Genomic DNA, 16611 nt, shown 5'->3' with positions numbered 1-16611 from the left:
GCCGTCAGCGTCGTCTTGCCGTGGTCAACGTGACCAATCGTGCCCACGTTCACGTGGGGCTTGGTGCGCTCGAACTTGCCCTTTGCCATGGTCTGTACCTCTGGATATCAAATGAATGTTGGGGGTCTGGCGCGCCATGAAGGCGCGCCAGAAGGCTGATCAGCCCTTCTTGATGACCGCGTCGGCGATGTTGGTCGGCGCTTCTTCGTAATGGTCGAATTCCATCGTGAAGGTGGCGCGGCCCTGCGACATCGAACGCAGCGAGGTCGCGTAGCCGAACATCTCGCCCAGCGGGATCATCGCGTTGATGATCTTGCCCGACGGGCTGTCGTCCTGGCCCTGCAGCACGCCGCGGCGGCGGCTCACGTCGCCCATCACGTCGCCCAGGTAATCCTCGGGGCTGACGATCTCGACCTTCATGATCGGCTCCAGCAGCGCCGGCGACGCCTTGGCGAAGCCCTGCTTGAAGGCCATCGACGCGGCCAGCTTGAACGCCATTTCCGACGAGTCGACGTCGTGGTACGAACCGAACACGAGCTTGGCCTTGACGCCCACCACCGGGAAGCCCGCGAGCGGACCGCTGGTGATGGTCTCGCGCATGCCCTTCTCGACCGAGGGGATGAATTCCTTCGGGATCACGCCACCGGTGATCTCGTTGATGAACAGGAAGTCGTCCTTGATGTCGGCCGCGTACTTGACGCGATCCTCGGCCGTCATCGGCGACATCTCGATCACCACGTGGCCGTACTGGCCCTTGCCGCCGGACTGCTTGGCATGCTTGTAGTCGGACTTGACGTCGCTGGAGCGGATGGTCTCGCGGTAGGCGACCTGCGGCTTGCCAACGTTGGCCTCCACGTTGAACTCGCGCTTCATGCGGTCGACGATGATGTCCAGGTGCAGCTCGCCCATGCCGGAAATGATGGTCTGGCCGGACTCCTCGTCGGTCTTGACGCGGAACGAGGGGTCTTCCTGCGCCAGGCGACCCAGCGCCAGGCCCATCTTCTCCTGGTCGGACTTGGTCTTGGGCTCGACCGCCATCGAGATCACCGGCTCCGGGAAGCTCATGCGCTCGAGCACGATCGGCGCGTCCTGCGCGCACAGCGTGTCGCCGGTGGTGACGTCCTTCAGGCCCACCGCGGCGGCGATGTCGCCGGCCAGCACTTCCTTGATTTCCTCGCGGTTGTTGGAGTGCATCTGCAGCACGCGGCCGATGCGCTCCTTCTTGCCCTTGACCGAGTTGAGCACCTGGTCGCCGGCGTTGAGCGTGCCCGAGTAGACGCGGAAGAAGGTCAGCGAGCCCACGAACGGGTCGGTCATGATCTTGAACGCCAGCGCAGAGAACGGGGCCTTGTCGCTGGACTCGCGGCTCAGCTCCTTGGTCTCGTCATCGACGTCCACGCCCTTCACCGCGGGCACGTCGACCGGCGACGGCAGCAGGTTGACCACGCCGTCGAGCATCGCCTGGACGCCCTTGTTCTTGAACGCCGTGCCGCAGAACATCGGCACGATCTCGGTCTTCAGCGTGCGCTCGCGCAGGCCGTTGATGATCTCTTCCTCGGTCAGCTCGCCGCCTTCCAGGTACTTGTCCATCAGCGCTTCGCTGGCCTCGGCGGCGGACTCGACCATGAACGCGCGCGCCTCCTCGGCCTGCGCACGCAGGTGCTCGGGTATGTCGCGGTACTCGAAGTTCAGGCCCTGGGTGGCGCTGTCCCAGTGGATCGCCTTCATCTTGACCAGGTCGACCACGCCCTCGAAGCCGTCCTCGGCGCCGATCGGCACCTGCATCGGCACCGGGAAAGCGCCCAGGCGCGCCTTGAGCTGGTCGCGCACCTTGAAGAAGTTGGCGCCGGTGCGGTCCATCTTGTTGACGAACGCGATGCGCGGCACGTGGTACTTGTTGGCCTGGCGCCACACCGTCTCCGACTGCGGCTGCACGCCGCCGACCGCGCACAGCACGAACACCGCGCCGTCGAGCACGCGCAGGGACCGCTCGACCTCGATCGTGAAGTCGACGTGCCCGGGGGTGTCGATGATGTTGAAGCGATGCTCCGGCAGGGACTTGTCCATGCCCTTCCAGAACGCGGTGGTGGCCGCGGACTGGATCGTGATGCCGCGCTCCTGCTCCTGCTCCATCCAGTCCATCGTCGCGGCGCCGTCGTGCACCTCGCCGATCTTGTGGCTCTTGCCGGTGTAGAACAGGATGCGCTCCGACGTCGTCGTCTTGCCGGCGTCGATGTGCGCCATGATGCCGAAGTTGCGGTAGCGTTCGATGGGGGTCGTGCGGGCCACGGGATTGCCTCAGATTCAATGCGGTGGGAAGTCCGCGCATCTAGGCGGGGACCGTCGCGAGGGACTCGCTTCTTCAATGGCCGAATGCCGCCTGACGGCGGCATCGGACATCGCATGCGGCATTGCCGCCGAAGTGGCGCCGTCGGCGCCGCGGGGACCGAAGCCCGGCCCCACGAGGGATTACCAGCGGTAGTGCGCGAACGCCTTGTTCGCATCCGCCATGCGGTGCGTTTCCTCGCGCTTCTTGATCGCGCCGCCACGGCTTTCGGACGCGTCGATCAGTTCGCCTGCGAGCTTGCGCGGCATCGAGTTCTCGCCGCGCTTGCGCGCCGACTCGATCAGCCAGCGCATGGCCAGCGCCATGCGGCGCGACTGGCGCACTTCGACCGGCACCTGGTAGGTGGCGCCGCCGACGCGGCGCGACTTCACCTCGACCGCCGGGGAGACGTTGCCCAGGGCCTTCTCGACCACTTCCAGGGCGTTGCCGTTCTTCTCGCCGATCACGTCCATGGCGCCGTACACGATCTTCTCGGCGACGGACTTCTTGCCGCTCTGCATGACCATGTTGATGAAGCGGGCGATGATCTCGCTTCCGTGCTTGGGATCGGGCAGGACCGAACGCTGGGGAGTATTGCCTTTACGCGACATGATTCAGTTTTCCTCAGGCCTTCGGGCGCTTGGCGCCGTACTTGGAACGCGCCTGCTTGCGCTTGGCGACGCCGGCGGCGTCGAGCGAGCCGCGCACGGTGTGGTAACGCACGCCGGGCAGGTCCTTGACGCGACCGCCGCGGATCAGCACCACGCTGTGTTCCTGCAGGTTGTGGCCTTCGCCGCCGATGTACGAAATGACTTCGTACCCGTTGGTCAGGCGCACCTTGGCGACCTTGCGCAGGGCCGAGTTCGGCTTCTTCGGGGTCGTCGTGTACACGCGGGTGCACACGCCACGGCGCTGCGGGCAGTTGGCCAGCGCGGGCGACGTGCTCTTGTAGATTTCAGGGCTGCGCGGCTTGCGCACCAGCTGATTGATCGTTGCCATCGGTCAGGGGTTCTTGGGTTTCGGGGCGGATGCCCTCGTGAAAACGACGGCAGGCGGGAAGACCCGACCTGCCGAGACGAAAAAGTATAGCCCGCGCTGACGGAGACCGTCAACGCAAGCCATGCTTCCGGTCCCGTCGCCGCGGTCACCCGCTGCCGGACCAAAACGCTGCTCCGCCCTTCCTGGGCCGAAAACGAGGCGCTCCCTGCGCCTCATTTCGAGATCTGGGCCCCCTGCCGGGGGCCGGGTATCGCTTCTCAGCTCGCGCTGGAATCCTGCTCGGCCGTGTCGGACGCCGGGGCGTCCTCGATCATGACCGTGGACGGATCGGCCGCGACCGGCGCCTCGGCCGGCGCGCCTGCCAGCGCGTCCAGCTCGGAGTCGGTCAGCCCCGTGGCTTTGTTGCGGCGCCGGGTGTGGTAGGCCAGGCCGGTGCCGGCCGGGATCAGGCGGCCGACGATGACGTTCTCCTTGAGGCCACGCAGGCTGTCGCGGGTGCCGCGCACGGCAGCCTCCGTCAGCACGCGGGTGGTCTCCTGGAAGGACGCCGCCGACAGGAACGACTCGGTCGCCAGCGAAGCCTTGGTGATGCCCAGCAGCACCGGGTCGACGCGCACCGGCAGCTCGTTCCTGCCCGCCAGCCTCTGGTTCTCCTCGATCACGCGCTGGCGCTCGGCCTGCTCGCCGGCCAGGTAGCGGCTGTCGCCCGGGTCGGTGATCTCGACCTTGCGCAGCATCTGGCGAATGATCACCTCGATGTGCTTATCGTTGATCTTCACGCCCTGCAGGCGGTAGACGTCCTGGATTTCCTTGGTCAGGTAGGAGGCCAGCGGTTCCACGCCGAGCAGGCGCAGGATGTCCTGCGGACTCGGCTCGCCGTCCACCACGGTCTCGCCCTTCTCCACGTGCTCGCCTTCGAACACGATGATCTGGCGGTACTTGGGAATCAGCTCCTCGTGATCCTCGCCGTCGGCGCCCTTGATGATCAGGCGCTGCTTGCCCTTGGTGTCCTTGCCGAAGCTGACCACGCCCGACTTCTCGGCCAGGATCGCCGGGTCCTTGGGCTTGCGCGCCTCGAACAGGTCGGCCACGCGCGGCAGACCACCGGTGATGTCGCGGGTCTTGGAAGCTTCCTGCGGGATCTTCGCCACCACGTCGCCCACGCCCACGGCCGCGCCATCCTGCAGGTTGACGATCGAGCGCGGCGGCAGCAGGTACTGCGCCGGCAGGTCGGTGCCCGGGATGTTGAGGTCGTTGCCGTCCTTGTCGATGATCCGCACGATCGGACGCAGGTCCTTGCCCTGCGAACCGCGACGCTTGGGATCGGAGATCTCGCGCGAGGCCAGGCCGGTCAGCTCGTCGGTCTTCTCGATGACGGTGACGCCGTCGACGAAGTCCACGAAGCGGATCGAACCGGCCACTTCCGAAACGATCGGGTGGTTGTGCGGATCCCAGTTGGCCACGGTCTGGCCGGCCTTGATCTCGGCGCCGTCCTTGACCGTGATCGTGGCGCCGTAGGGCAGCTTGTAGCGTTCGCGCTCGCGGCCGTGGCCGTCGAGCACCGACAGCTCGCCCGAACGCGAAACCACGGTCAGGTTGCCGCTGGCGTGCTGCACGGTCTTGAGGTTGTTGAACTTGATCGAGCCGGTGGTCTTGACCGTCACGTTGTCGATCGCCGCCGCACGCGAAGCCGCGCCGCCGATGTGGAACGTACGCATGGTCAGCTGGGTGCCGGGCTCGCCGATCGACTGTGCGGCCACCACGCCCACGGCCTCGCCGAGGTTGACGATGTGGCCACGGCCCAGGTCGCGGCCGTAGCAGTGCGCGCACACGCCGAAGCTGCTTTCGCAGGTGATCGTCGAGCGCACCTTGAACGACTGCACGCTGGCGTCCTCGAGCTTCTGCACCCAGGCTTCGTCGAGCAGCGTGTTGCGGGTGACGATCGGATCCTCGTCGTTGCCCGGCAGGAACACGTCCTCGGCCACGACGCGGCCCAGCACGCGGTCGCGCAGCGGTTCGACCACGTCGCCGCCTTCCACGATCGGGGTCATCATCAGACCGTTGTACGTGCCGCAGTCGGACTCGGTGATCACCACGTCCTGCGCCACGTCGACCAGGCGGCGGGTCAGGTAACCGGAATTCGCCGTCTTCAGCGCGGTGTCCGCGAGGCCCTTGCGCGCGCCGTGGGTCGAGATGAAGTACTGCTGGACGTTCAGGCCCTCGCGGAAGTTCGAGGTGATCGGCGTTTCGATGATCGAGCCGTCGGGCTTGGCCATCAGGCCGCGCATGCCGGCCAGCTGGCGGATCTGCGCCTGCGAACCACGCGCGCCGGAGTCGGCCATGATGTAGATCGAGTTCATCGACTTCTGCGCGACCTGCTCGCCCTTGGCGTTGGTCACGATCTCGCTGCCGATGGTGTCCATCATCGCCTTGGCCACGCGCTCGTTGGTGCGCGACCAGATGTCGACCACCTTGTTGTAGCGCTCGCCCGCGGTGACCAGGCCCGACTGGTACTGCTGCTGGATCTCCAGCACCTCGGCCTCGGCCTCGGCGAGGATGCCCTTCTTCTCGTCGGGGATGGTCATGTCGTCGATGCCGATCGACACGCCCGCACGGGTCGCGAAGCCGAAGCCGGTGTACATCAGCTTGTCGGCGAACACGACCGTGTCCTTCAGGCCCAGCTGGCGGTAGCAGCTGTTGATCAGACGCGAGATGTTCTTCTTGGTCAGCTCGGTGTTGGCCAGCGCGAAGGGCAGGCCCTCGGGCAGGATCTCGGCCAGCAGCGCGCGCCCGACCGTGGTGTCCACGATCGAGGTCTTCTTCTCGCGGTTGCCCTCCTCGTCGATCACCGTCTCGGTGATGCGCACCTTCACCTTGGCGTGCAGGCCGGCGACCTTGTTGTCATAGGCGCGGCGTGCCTCGGCGACGTTGGCGAACGTCATGCCCTCGCCCGGGGTGTTCTCCAGCGCGCGGGTCATGTAGTACAGGCCGAGCACCACGTCCTGCGACGGCACGATGATCGGCTCGCCGTTGGCGGGCGAGAGGATGTTGTTGGTCGACATCATCAGCGCGCGCGCTTCCAGCTGGGCTTCCAGCGAGAGCGGCACGTGGACGGCCATCTGGTCACCGTCGAAGTCGGCGTTGAACGCCGTGCAGACCAGCGGGTGCAGCTGGATCGCCTTGCCTTCGATCAGCACCGGCTCGAACGCCTGGATGCCCAGGCGGTGCAGGGTCGGGGCGCGGTTGAGCAGCACCGGGTGCTCGCGGATCACCTCTTCGAGGATGTCCCACACCTCGGCCTCTTCGCGCTCGACCAGCTTCTTGGCCGCCTTGATCGTCGTGGCCAGGCCACGGCGCTGCAGCTTGGCGAAGATGAACGGCTTGAACAGCTCCAGCGCCATCTTCTTGGGCAGGCCGCACTCGTGCAGGCGCAGGGTCGGGCCGACCACGATGACCGAACGGCCCGAGTAGTCGACGCGCTTGCCGAGCAGGTTCTGGCGGAAGCGGCCCTGCTTGCCCTTGATCATATCGGCCAGCGACTTGAGCGGGCGCTTGTTGGTGCCGGTGATGGCGCGGCCGCGGCGGCCGTTGTCCATCAGCGCGTCGACCGACTCCTGCAGCATGCGCTTCTCGTTGCGCACGATGATGTCGGGCGCATTGAGTTCGAGCAGGCGGCGCAGGCGGTTGTTGCGGTTGATGACGCGGCGGTACAGGTCGTTGAGGTCGGAGGTCGCGAAGCGGCCGCCGTCCAGCGGCACCAGCGGACGCAGGTCCGGCGGCAGCACCGGCAGCACGGTCATGACCATCCACTCGGGGCGGTTGCCCGACTCGAGGAAGGCCTCGACCAGCTTGATGCGCTTGGTCAGGCGCTTGAGCTTGGTCTCCGAACCGGTGGCGGCGATGTCTTCCTTGAGCTTGACCGTCTCGGCCTGCAGGTCGATCGTCCGCAGCAGGTCGTACACGGCCTCGGCGCCCATGGCGGCGTCGAAGTCGTCGCCGTGCTCCTGGCGCATCTGCATGAACTGCTCTTCATTGAGCAGCTGGCCGCGCTCGAGCGGGGTCAGGCCCGGCTCGGTGACCACGAACGCCTCGAAGTACAGGATGCGTTCGATGTCGCGCAGGGTCATGTCCAGCATCAGGCCGATGCGCGAGGGCAGCGACTTGAGGAACCAGATGTGCGCGACCGGCGAGGCCAGGTCGATGTGGCCCATGCGCTCGCGGCGCACCTTGGCCAGGGTCACTTCGGTGCCGCACTTCTCGCAGACCACGCCACGGTGCTTCATGCGCTTGTACTTGCCGCACAGGCACTCGTAGTCCTTGATCGGTCCGAAGATCGAGGCGCAGAACAGGCCGTCGCGCTCGGGCTTGAAGGTCCGGTAGTTGATGGTTTCGGGCTTCTTCACTTCGCCGTAGGACCACGAACGGATCAGGTCGGGCGAGGCCAGCGCGATCTTGATCGCGTCGAAGTCGGGCGTCGGACGCTGCTGGTTGAAGAGGTTGAGCAGATCTTTCATGTGTATCTCCGGGATTCGGGATTCGAGATTCGGGATTTGATAAGGCGGGGATCGTGGTTTCGGGCGCGCGGCGTGTGCCTTTGCGAATCCCTAATCCCTAATCCCCAATCACCGCTTCTCAGTGCTCCTCGAGCTCCATGTTGATGGCCAGCGAGCGGATTTCCTTGACCAGGACGTTGAACGACTCCGGCATGCCGGCGACCATCTCGTATTCGCCGTCGACGATGTTCTTGTACATCTGGTTGCGGCCCTGCACGTCGTCGGACTTCACCGTCAGCATTTCCTGCATGGTGTAGGCCGCGCCGTAGGCTTCCAGCGCCCACATTTCCATTTCGCCGAAGCGCTGGCCGCCGAACTGCGCCTTGCCGCCCAGCGGCTGCTGGGTGACGAGCGAGTACGGGCCGGTCGAACGCGCGTGCATCTTGTCGTCGACCAGGTGGTTGAGCTTCAGCATGTGCATGTAGCCCACCGTCACCTTGCGCTCGAACGCCTCGCCGGTGCGGCCGTCGTACAGCTGGGCCTGGCCGCTGGTCGGCAGGTCGGCCAGCTCGAGCATCCGCTTGATCTCGGCTTCGCTCGCGCCGTCGAACACCGGCGTCGCCATCGGCACGCCGTCGCTGAGGTTCTTGGCCAGCGTGAGCAGTTCCTCGTCGCTGAACTGCTTGAGGTCGACCCGCTGCGCGAGCAGTTCCTTGTCGTGGTTGTAGATCTCGTCGAGGAACTTGCGCAGGTCGGCCAGCTTGGCCTGGGCCTGCAGCATCGCGTCGATCTTGCGGCCGAGGCCCTTCGCCGCCCAGCCCAGGTGCGTCTCCAGGATCTGGCCGATGTTCATGCGCGAAGGCACGCCCAGCGGGTTGAGCACGATGTCGACCGTCTCGCCGTTGGCCATGTGCGGCATGTCCTCGACCGGAACGATCGTGGACACCACGCCCTTGTTGCCGTGCCGGCCGGCCATCTTGTCGCCCGGCTGGATGCGGCGCTTCACGGCCAGGTAGACCTTGACCATCTTCAGCACGCCCGGCGCGAGGTCGTCGCCCTGCATGATCTTGCCGCGCTTGTCGGCGAAGCGCTTCTCGAACTCCTTCTCGTGCACTTCGATCTGCTTCTGCGCGCGCTCGATCGCCTCGGACGCTTCGTCGTCCTTCATGCGCAGCTGGAACCAGTCGGACTTCTTCAGCCCGTCGAGCACCAGCGAGGTGACCGTGTCGCCCTTCTTCAGGCCGGGGCCGCCGTTGGCGACCTTGCCCAGCAGCTGCGAACGCAGGCGGTCGTAGATCGCTCCTTCGAGGATGCGGTACTGGTCGTCGAAGTCCTTCTTGACGCGCTTGACCTCGGACTCCTCGATCTGGCGCGCACGCTTGTCCTTCTCGATGCCGTCGCGGGTGAACACCTGCACGTCGATGACGGTGCCGTCCATGCCCGGCGGCACGCGCAGCGAGCTGTCCTTCACGTCGGAGGCCTTCTCGCCGAAGATCGCGCGCAGCAGCTTCTCTTCCGGGGTCAGCTGGCTCTCGCCCTTGGGCGTGACCTTGCCGACCAGGATGTCGCCGGCGCGCACTTCGGCGCCGATGTACACCACGCCAGACTCGTCGAGGCGGTTGAGCGCCTGCTCGGACACGTTGGGGATGTCGGCCGAGATCTCCTCCGGGCCCAGCTTGGTGTCGCGGGCGACGGCGGTGAGCTCTTCGATGTGGATCGTGGTGTAGCGGTCTTCCTTGACCACGCGCTCGGACAGGAGGATCGAGTCCTCGAAGTTGTAGCCGTTCCACGGCATGAACGCGACCAGCATGTTCTGGCCCAGGGCCAGCTCGCCGATGTCGGTCGAGGGGCCGTCGGCCAGCACGTCGCCGCGTGCGACCACGTCGCCCACGTTGACCAGCGGGGTCTGGTTGATGCAGGTGTTCTGGTTGGAACGCGTGTACTTGATCAGGTTGTAGATGTCGACGCCGGCATCGGTCTCGCCGGTGATCTCATCCTCGAACGCCTTGACCACGATGCGGCCTGCGTCGATCTGCTCGATCACGCCGCCGCGGCGGGCGTTCACCGTCACGCCCGAGTCGCGCGCCACGGCGCGCTCGATGCCGGTGCCGACCAGCGGCTTCTGCGCACGCAGCGTCGGCACGGCCTGGCGCTGCATGTTGGCGCCCATCAGCGCGCGGTTGGCGTCGTCGTGCTCCAGGAACGGCACCAGCGCCGCGGCGACCGACACGGTCTGCATCGGCGAGACGTCCATGTAGTGGATCTCGGCCGGCGGCTTGAGCAGGTTCTCGCCCTGGAAGCGGCAGGAGACGAACTGCGCGTCGAGGTTGCCCTTGGCGTCCTGCGGGGAGTCGGCCTGGGCGATGACGAACTCGTTCTCCTCGATCGCCGACAGGTACTCGATCTCGTCGGTGACGCGGCCGTCCACGACCTTGCGGTACGGCGTCTCGAGGAAGCCGTAGCGGTTGGTGCGGGCGAACACGGCCAGCGAGTTGATCAGGCCGATGTTCGGGCCTTCAGGCGTCTCGATGGTGCAGACGCGGCCGTAGTGGGTCGGGTGCACGTCGCGCACTTCGAAGCCGGCGCGCTCGCGGGTCAGGCCGCCCGGGCCGAGCGCGGACACGCGGCGCTTGTGGGTGACTTCCGACAGCGGGTTGTTCTGGTCCATGAACTGCGACAGCTGCGAGGAGCCGAAGAACTCCTTGACCGCGGCCGCGACCGGCTTGGCGTTGATCAGTTCCTGCGGGGTCAGGCCATCGGCCTCGGCCATGGTCAGGCGCTCGCGCACGGCGCGCTCGACGCGCACCAGGCCCACGCGGAACACGTTCTCGGCCATCTCGCCGACCGAACGCACGCGGCGGTTGCCGAGGTGGTCGATGTCGTCGACCACGCCGCGGCCGTTGCGGATCTCGGTCAGCACCTTGATCACGTCGAGGATGTCGGACGTGTCCCCGCAGGCCTCGCGCAGGCGCACGGACTCCTCGTCCTTGCGCTCGGCGAAGTACTTGGCGTCGTACAGCACGGCGGCGCCAGTCACCTCGCGGCGGCCCAGGCGGCGGTTGAATTTCATCCGGCCCACGGCCGACAGGTCGTAGCGCTCGAAGGCGAAGAACAGGTTGTGGAACAGGTTCTGCGCGGCGTCCTTGGTCGGCGGCTCGCCGGGACGCATCATGCGGTAGATCTCGACCAGCGCGTCGAGCTGGGTCTTGGTCGCGTCCACGCGCAGGGTGTTGGACAGGTAGGCGCCGCGATCCAGGTCGTTGGTCCAGATCGTGCCCACCGCCTCGATGCCGGCCTTGCGCAGAGCCGCCAGCATGTCGTCGCTGATCTCGTCGTTGGCCGAGGCGATCAGCTCGCCGGTGGAGGCATCGACGACGTCGTGCGAGAGCACGCGGCCGACCAGGTACTCGTCCGGCACGGCCAGCGCGGCGACGCCGGCGGCCTCGAGCTGCTTGACGTGGCGCGCGGTGATGCGCTTGCCGGCCTCGACGATCACCTTGTCGCCATCGGCCAGGTCGAAGTTCAGGGTCTCGCCGCGCAGGCGCTCGGGGACCAGCTCCAGCTGCACGCCCTCGCCTTCGGGCAGGACGTGGAAGGTGTTGATTTCGAAGAACTCGTTGAGCATTTCTTCGTTGTTGTAGCCCAGCGCGCGCAGCAGCACGCTGACCGGCAGCTTGCGGCGGCGGTCGATACGGGTGTACAGCGCGTCCTTCGGGTCGAACTCGAAGTCCAGCCACGAGCCGCGGTAGGGAATCACGCGCGCGGAGAACAGCAGCTTGCCCGAGGAGTGCGTCTTGCCGCGGTCGTGGTCGAAGAACACGCCCGGCGAACGGTGCAGCTGCGAGACGATGACGCGCTCGGTGCCGTTGACGATGAAGGTGCCGTTGTCGGTCATGAGCGGGATCTCGCCCATGTAGACCTCCTGCTCCTTCACGTACTTGATAGCCTTGTTCGACGACTCGCGGTCGTAGATCACCAGGCGCACGGTCACGCGCAGCGGGGCGCCGTAGCTCATGCCGCGCTGGCGGCACTCGCGCTCGTCGAACACCGGCTCGCCGAGCTTGTAGCCGACGTACTCCAGCGCCGCGTAGCCGTTGTAGCTGACGATCGGGAACACCGACTTGAGCGCCGCGTGCAGGCCCTTGTCGTCGCGCTTGTTGGGGTCCTTGTCGGCCTGCAGGAACTCGCGGTAGGAGTCGACCTGGATCGCGAGCAGGAACGGCACCTCGAGGATCGAGCGGCGCTTTCCGAAGTTCTTGCGGATGCGCTTCTTCTCGGTGAACGAGTAGTTCGACTGGAGCTGGGACGTCGTCATGGGGAGCTGATGCCTCGGTCTGGGACGTGCGCGAACGCAGGTCCTTGAAAACGAAAAGTTGTCACTGGACAGTCGCTGGTATTGCCGGCACCAGCACGCCTTCTCCCGCTACTGACCACTGACCACTGGGTGAAGCCGGGATTGGGGATTCGGGATTGGCAAAAGCGAAACGCTTTCCCGAATCCCGGATCCCGATTTCCGAATCCCTGCCTTACAACGGCCGAAGGCCGGGGGCGTGTGGCCCCCAGCCTCGGCTTCCGCCATCACCTCCGCGCGCGCGGAAATGTGGCGGCTCCTGCTTCGATTTGCACTCGGTTGAGGGCCAATCTTTACCTCTTGATGACCAGCGCTATGCGCTGTTCGCTCTGGCCTTGCGGCCTTCGCAGTCCCCACATCCGTGGGGATGACGCCAGCCTGTCCGCGCGCCGGCGGCGCGCGGCGGCCTGCATCACTTGACTTCGACGGTGGCGCCGGCTGCCTCGAGGTCCTTCTTGCACTTTTCGGCGTCTTCCTTGGACACGCCTTCCTTCAGGACGCCGCCGGCCTCGGTGAGGTCCTTGGCTTCCTTCAGGCCCAGGCCGGTGATGGCGCGCACGGCCTTGATCACTTCGACCTTCTTGTCGCCAGCCGACTTCAGGGTGACGGTGAACTCGGTCTGCTCCTCGACGGCAGCGGCCGGGCCAGCGGCGGCAGCCACGGCGACCGGGGCAGCGGCGGAGACGCCGAACTTCTCTTCGATGGCCTTGACCAGCTCCACCACTTCCATCAGGGACTTCTCGGCGATCGCGTCGACGATCTGTTCGTTGGTAAGGGACATTGTGTTTACCTTTGGAAATTATCTGGAAAGGGGTTCAAGCGAACCGGATGACGTCGGACTCAGGCTTCGGCCGGGGCTTCGGCGGCGGCTTCCGCCGGCGCTTCGCCACCACCCTGCTTGTCGGCCACGGCCTGGACGGCACGGGCGAACATCGCGGCCGGCTCGAGCAGGACGCGGGCCAGCATGGACAGCGCCTGGTCGCGGGTCGGCAGTGCAGCCAGGACGTCGACGTGGCTGGCGGGATAGAGCTCGCCCCCCACGGAAACCACCTTCGGCTGCAGCTTGTCGTTGCCCTTGGCGAATTCCTTGATCAGGCGACCGGCGGCGCCGGGCTCCTCGGTCGAAAACGCATACAGCAGCGGGCCGACGAGCTTGTCCTTGACAACCTCGTAGTCCGTGCCTTCGACGGCGCGCGCGGCCAGGGTGTTCTTGACAACTTTCAAGAACACGCCTTCTTCGCGGGCCTTCTTGCGCATGGCGGTCATTTGAGCGACCGTCGTGCCTGCGTATTCGGCGGCGACCAGGGAGTGCGCCTTGGCGGCAACGTCTGCCAGTTCGGCGACAACTTCTTGCTTCTGGGACAGATTGAGAGCCATACACTCCTCACTTATTGACTCCGCTCGCGACTCCTGCCGCTTGCGGTCCTGGACGGCATCCGGTCCGTGGACGCCGGGGACGCGAAGGTCCCGGGTTGGTGGCCTGTCCGGCTGGCGGTTCGCGAACGCACCAGAACAACTTCCAGAAGGCGGCACCATCTGCGCAGGCGGACCCCGGAGGGTTCGATTAAGCGGTCCCGCTAGCCACGACGGCGATTCCCTGCCAGCACGAGCTCCCTGCCCGTCGTCGTTGCGCGCTGACCGCACCTGCGGTCTTTGACGGCTGTCGCCGACGGCCAGGCCGGCGGCGACTGCCCTCAAGCGCCCCACCCGTCGCCGGGCGGAGCGGTAACACGATTACTTCAGGTTCAAGGTCGACTGGTCGACGATGACGCCCGGACCCATGGTCGAGCTGACCGAGATCTTCTGCAGGTACTGGCCCTTCGAGGTCGCCGGCTTGGCCTTGACCAGGTCCACCAGCAGCGCCTGCAGGTTTTCCTTCAGGCGGTCGGACTCGAAATCGGCCTTGCCGATCGTGCAGTGGATGATGCCGGCCTTGTCGGTGCGGTAACGCACCTGGCCACCCTTGGCGTTCTTCACCGCCTCGCCCGGGTTCGGGGACACGGTGCCGACCTTCGGGTTGGGCATCAGGCCACGCGGGCCGAGCAGCGTGCCGAGCTTGCCGACCACGCGCATCGCGTCCGGGGTGGCGATGACGACGTCGTAGCTGAGGTCGCCGCCCTGCATCTTCTCTGCCAGGTCGTCCATGCCGACGGCGTCGGCACCAGCGGCCAGGGCTTCGTCGGCCTTGGCGCCCGCCGGGGCGAACACCGCCACGCGCACGCTCTTGCCGGTGCCCTGCGGCAGCACGGTCGAGCCGCGCACCTGCTGGTCGGACTTCTTGGCGTCGACGCCGAGGCGCACGGCCACGTCGACAGCCTCGACGAACTTGGCCTTGCTGTGGTCCTTGACGATCTTCAGGGCGTCATCGATCGCATACGCCTTGCCCGGCTGCACGGCGGCCTGGATCGCCTTCTGTCGCTTGTTCAATGCCATGTCCTCAGCCCTCCACCGTCAGACCCATCGAACGGGCGGAGCCCGCGATGGTGCGCACCGCCGCGTCCAGATCGGCCGCGGTCAGGTCGGGCTCCTTCGCCTTGGCGATGTCCTCGAGCTGGGCGCGGGTGACCTTGCCCACCTTCTCGGTGTTCGGGCGCTTGGAGCCGGAGGTGACGCCGGCGGCCTTCTTCAGCAGCACCGTGGCCGGCGTGCTCTTGGTCACGAAGGTGAAGGTGCGGTCCGAGTACGCGGTGATGATCACCGGGGTCGGCAGACCCGGCTCGAGCTTGGAGGTCGCCGCGTTGAACGCCTTGCAGAACTCCATGATGTTCAGGCCGCGCTGGCCCAGCGCGGGGCCGACCGGCGGCGAGGGGTTGGCCTGCCCGGCCTTCACCTGCAGCTTGATGTAACCGACTACTTTCTTTGCCATTTCTCAGGTCTCTCCGGGTGCAAGCGCCGTCAGGCTCCCCATCGGGCCGGGAACGAATCCATCCAGAGCGGCACGCGTCCCGGCGTCGCGGCGCTCCTTCCACGCGAAAGACCGCCCATTCGGCGGCCTTCGGTTCTGCCCGGCTTCCCGGGCGGGGAGCCGGCTAGTATAGCGGGTTTGCCGGGCCTGTGCAGCCCGGGCCAGATCAGGCCTTTTCGACCTGCCCGAATTCGAGTTCGACGGGGGTCGAGCGGCCGAAGATCAGCACGGCCACCCGCAGGCGGCTCTTCTCGTAGTTGATTTCCTCGACCACGCCATTGAAGTCATTGAACGGACCGTCGACCACGCGCACCATCTGGCCCGGCTCGAACAGCACCTTCGGACGCGGCTTCTCGACGCCTTCCTGCACGCGGTCGAGGATGGCGGCCGCCTCCTCGTCGCGGATCGGCAGCGGACGGTCGGCGGTGCCGCCGATGAAGCCCATCACCTTGGGGGTTTCCTTCACCAGGTGCCAGCTCTCGCTGTCCATGCGCGGAATGCCGCCCTCGTCGCGGGTGGCGATCTGCACCAGCACGTAGCCCGGGAAGAACTTGCGCTCGGAACGGCGCTTCTGGCCGGAGCGCATCTCGATCACTTCCTCGGTCGGCACCAGGACATCGCCGAAACGGTCCTGCATCTCCGCGCGGGCGATGCGGTCACGCAGCGCCTGCGCCACCGACTTCTCGAAGCCTGAATACGCATGCACCACATACCAACGCTTGACGCTTTCGGCTTCCATCAAACCCGTGTCTCCAGTCATTGCCCGAGGAACAGCTTCACCAGCCACTGGATGACCGTGTCGAAACCGGCCAGCAGCAGCGCGATGATGACCACCACGATCATCACCACCCAGGTCATGCGCATCGCTTCCTGGCGCGTCGGCCAGACCACCTTGCGCAGCTCGAAGCGCGACTCGGACAGGAACTCGCGCGTCTGGCGTCCCTTGAGGCTGGTCATGAAGACCGCCGCGGCCGCCACCACGCCCAGCACCACCACGCCGACCCGGGCCGGACCTGGCCACTGGGTTTCGAACCAGTAGAACGCGAACACCCCGGCCGCCACCAGCAACAGCGCCAGCGCGTACTTGACCATGTCGCCCGCGGACGCGGTGCCGGGTTGCTCGACTCTGCTGTTCACTCGACTCGCTACTCTGAGATGGCACGCCAGGAGGGACTCGAACCCCCAACCTGCGGTTTTGGAGACCGCTGCTCTGCCAATTGAGCTACTGGCGTATCTTTGAATTATGCCGCTTCCGAAAATGGCAATGGCGGCTTGCGCCGCCTTGCCCTGTTCCGGCCTTCTCCGAGGAGAGGGGAAGCGGAGACCCCTTGCGGGATTGCTCCCTGGCGCGACAGGAATGGAGCCCCGCCGTGCCCGGGCGATGCCGGCATCCGTGCGCGCCAGGCGCGCACGGGCCGTCACATCACTTGATGATCTTCGCCACCACGCCGGCGCCGACCGTGCGGCCGCCTTCGCGGATCGCGAAACGCAGGCCTTCGTCCATCGCGATCGGGTTGATCAGCGCCACCACCATCTT

General features: G+C 66.3%; 12 protein-coding genes, 1 tRNA gene and 1 pseudogene. All 14 read right to left on the bottom strand.

Translation table 11 applies throughout. The features are described 5' to 3' along the window. Window positions 1-89, bottom strand: an 89-nt coding sequence (locus Q0863_RS18190) for a GTP-binding protein (protein WP_032978997.1), incomplete at its 3' end; no start/stop codon positions are given. Window positions 90-159: 70 nt separating this feature from the next. Beyond that, complete coding sequence (gene fusA / locus Q0863_RS18185) at window positions 160-2289, bottom strand: elongation factor G (protein WP_298581700.1); 2130 nt, start codon at window positions 2287-2289, stop codon at window positions 160-162. A 180-nt stretch (window positions 2290-2469) separates the two neighbouring features. Further along, window positions 2470-2937 carry a 30S ribosomal protein S7 gene (rpsG, locus tag Q0863_RS18180; protein ID WP_298581698.1) on the bottom strand — a complete coding sequence of 156 codons (468 nt, stop codon included), beginning with the start codon at window positions 2935-2937 and terminating at the stop codon, window positions 2470-2472. Window positions 2938-2950: 13 nt separating this feature from the next. Next, complete coding sequence (rpsL, locus tag Q0863_RS18175; RefSeq protein WP_146387473.1) at window positions 2951-3325, bottom strand: 30S ribosomal protein S12; 375 nt, start codon at window positions 3323-3325, stop codon at window positions 2951-2953. Window positions 3326-3582: 257 nt separating this feature from the next. Further along, window positions 3583-7839: a DNA-directed RNA polymerase subunit beta' gene (gene rpoC, locus Q0863_RS18170; protein WP_298581693.1), complete on the bottom strand. Its 4257-nt coding sequence runs from the start codon at window positions 7837-7839 to the stop codon at window positions 3583-3585. 118 nt (window positions 7840-7957) lie between these two features. Continuing rightward, window positions 7958-12133, bottom strand: coding sequence for a DNA-directed RNA polymerase subunit beta (gene rpoB / locus Q0863_RS18165; RefSeq protein ID WP_298581691.1), 4176 nt, complete (start codon window positions 12131-12133; stop codon window positions 7958-7960). Between the two features lie 448 nt (window positions 12134-12581). Next, on the bottom strand, window positions 12582-12950 hold the full coding sequence (gene rplL, locus Q0863_RS18160) for a 50S ribosomal protein L7/L12 (protein WP_298581689.1): 369 nt from the start codon (window positions 12948-12950) through the stop codon (window positions 12582-12584). Between the two features lie 59 nt (window positions 12951-13009). Continuing rightward, window positions 13010-13546: a 50S ribosomal protein L10 gene (gene rplJ / locus Q0863_RS18155; protein WP_298581687.1), complete on the bottom strand. Its 537-nt coding sequence runs from the start codon at window positions 13544-13546 to the stop codon at window positions 13010-13012. 357 nt (window positions 13547-13903) lie between these two features. Continuing rightward, window positions 13904-14602, bottom strand: a complete 699-nt coding sequence (gene rplA, locus Q0863_RS18150; protein ID WP_298581685.1) for a 50S ribosomal protein L1 — start codon at window positions 14600-14602, stop codon at window positions 13904-13906. A gap of 4 nt (window positions 14603-14606) precedes the next feature. Beyond that, window positions 14607-15035 (bottom strand): 50S ribosomal protein L11, encoded by a 429-nt coding sequence (gene rplK / locus Q0863_RS18145; RefSeq protein ID WP_028840193.1) that lies wholly within the window; start codon window positions 15033-15035, stop codon window positions 14607-14609. Between the two features lie 205 nt (window positions 15036-15240). Continuing rightward, the gene (gene nusG / locus Q0863_RS18140) at window positions 15241-15813 is read right to left on the bottom strand and encodes a transcription termination/antitermination protein NusG (RefSeq protein WP_298581682.1); all 573 of its coding nucleotides are present in this window, start codon (window positions 15811-15813) and stop codon (window positions 15241-15243) included. A gap of 17 nt (window positions 15814-15830) precedes the next feature. Beyond that, entirely contained in the window at window positions 15831-16211 is a 381-nt protein-coding gene (gene secE, locus Q0863_RS18135) for a preprotein translocase subunit SecE (RefSeq protein WP_298581679.1), read from the bottom strand. Between the two features lie 19 nt (window positions 16212-16230). Further along, window positions 16231-16306, bottom strand: a tRNA-Trp gene (locus Q0863_RS18130). 191 nt (window positions 16307-16497) lie between these two features. Then, a pseudogene (locus Q0863_RS18125) lies at window positions 16498-16611 on the bottom strand (elongation factor Tu); the annotation flags it as partial.

Origin of the sequence: uncultured Luteimonas sp. (genome assembly GCF_947492465.1) — a bacterium.
GTDB lineage: Bacteria > Pseudomonadota > Gammaproteobacteria > Xanthomonadales > Xanthomonadaceae > Luteimonas.
This window is presented reverse-complemented; position numbering and strand designations above follow the sequence as displayed.

Bases quoted from the DNA above. Each gene is read 5' to 3' on its own strand.
- rpsG (WP_298581698.1), bottom strand. From the start codon at position 2,937: ATGTCGCGTAAAGGCAATACTCCCCAGCGTTCGGTCCTGCCCGATCCC.
- rpsL (WP_146387473.1), bottom strand. From the start codon at position 3,325: ATGGCAACGATCAATCAGCTGGTGCGCAAGCCGCGCAGCCCTGAAATC.
- rpoC (WP_298581693.1), bottom strand. From the start codon at position 7,839: ATGAAAGATCTGCTCAACCTCTTCAACCAGCAGCGTCCGACGCCCGAC.
- rpoB (WP_298581691.1), bottom strand. From the start codon at position 12,133: ATGACGACGTCCCAGCTCCAGTCGAACTACTCGTTCACCGAGAAGAAG.
- rplL (WP_298581689.1), bottom strand. From the start codon at position 12,950: ATGTCCCTTACCAACGAACAGATCGTCGACGCGATCGCCGAGAAGTCC.
- rplJ (WP_298581687.1), bottom strand. From the start codon at position 13,546: ATGGCTCTCAATCTGTCCCAGAAGCAAGAAGTTGTCGCCGAACTGGCA.
- rplA (WP_298581685.1), bottom strand. From the start codon at position 14,602: ATGGCATTGAACAAGCGACAGAAGGCGATCCAGGCCGCCGTGCAGCCG.
- rplK (WP_028840193.1), bottom strand. From the start codon at position 15,035: ATGGCAAAGAAAGTAGTCGGTTACATCAAGCTGCAGGTGAAGGCCGGG.
- nusG (WP_298581682.1), bottom strand. From the start codon at position 15,813: ATGGAAGCCGAAAGCGTCAAGCGTTGGTATGTGGTGCATGCGTATTCA.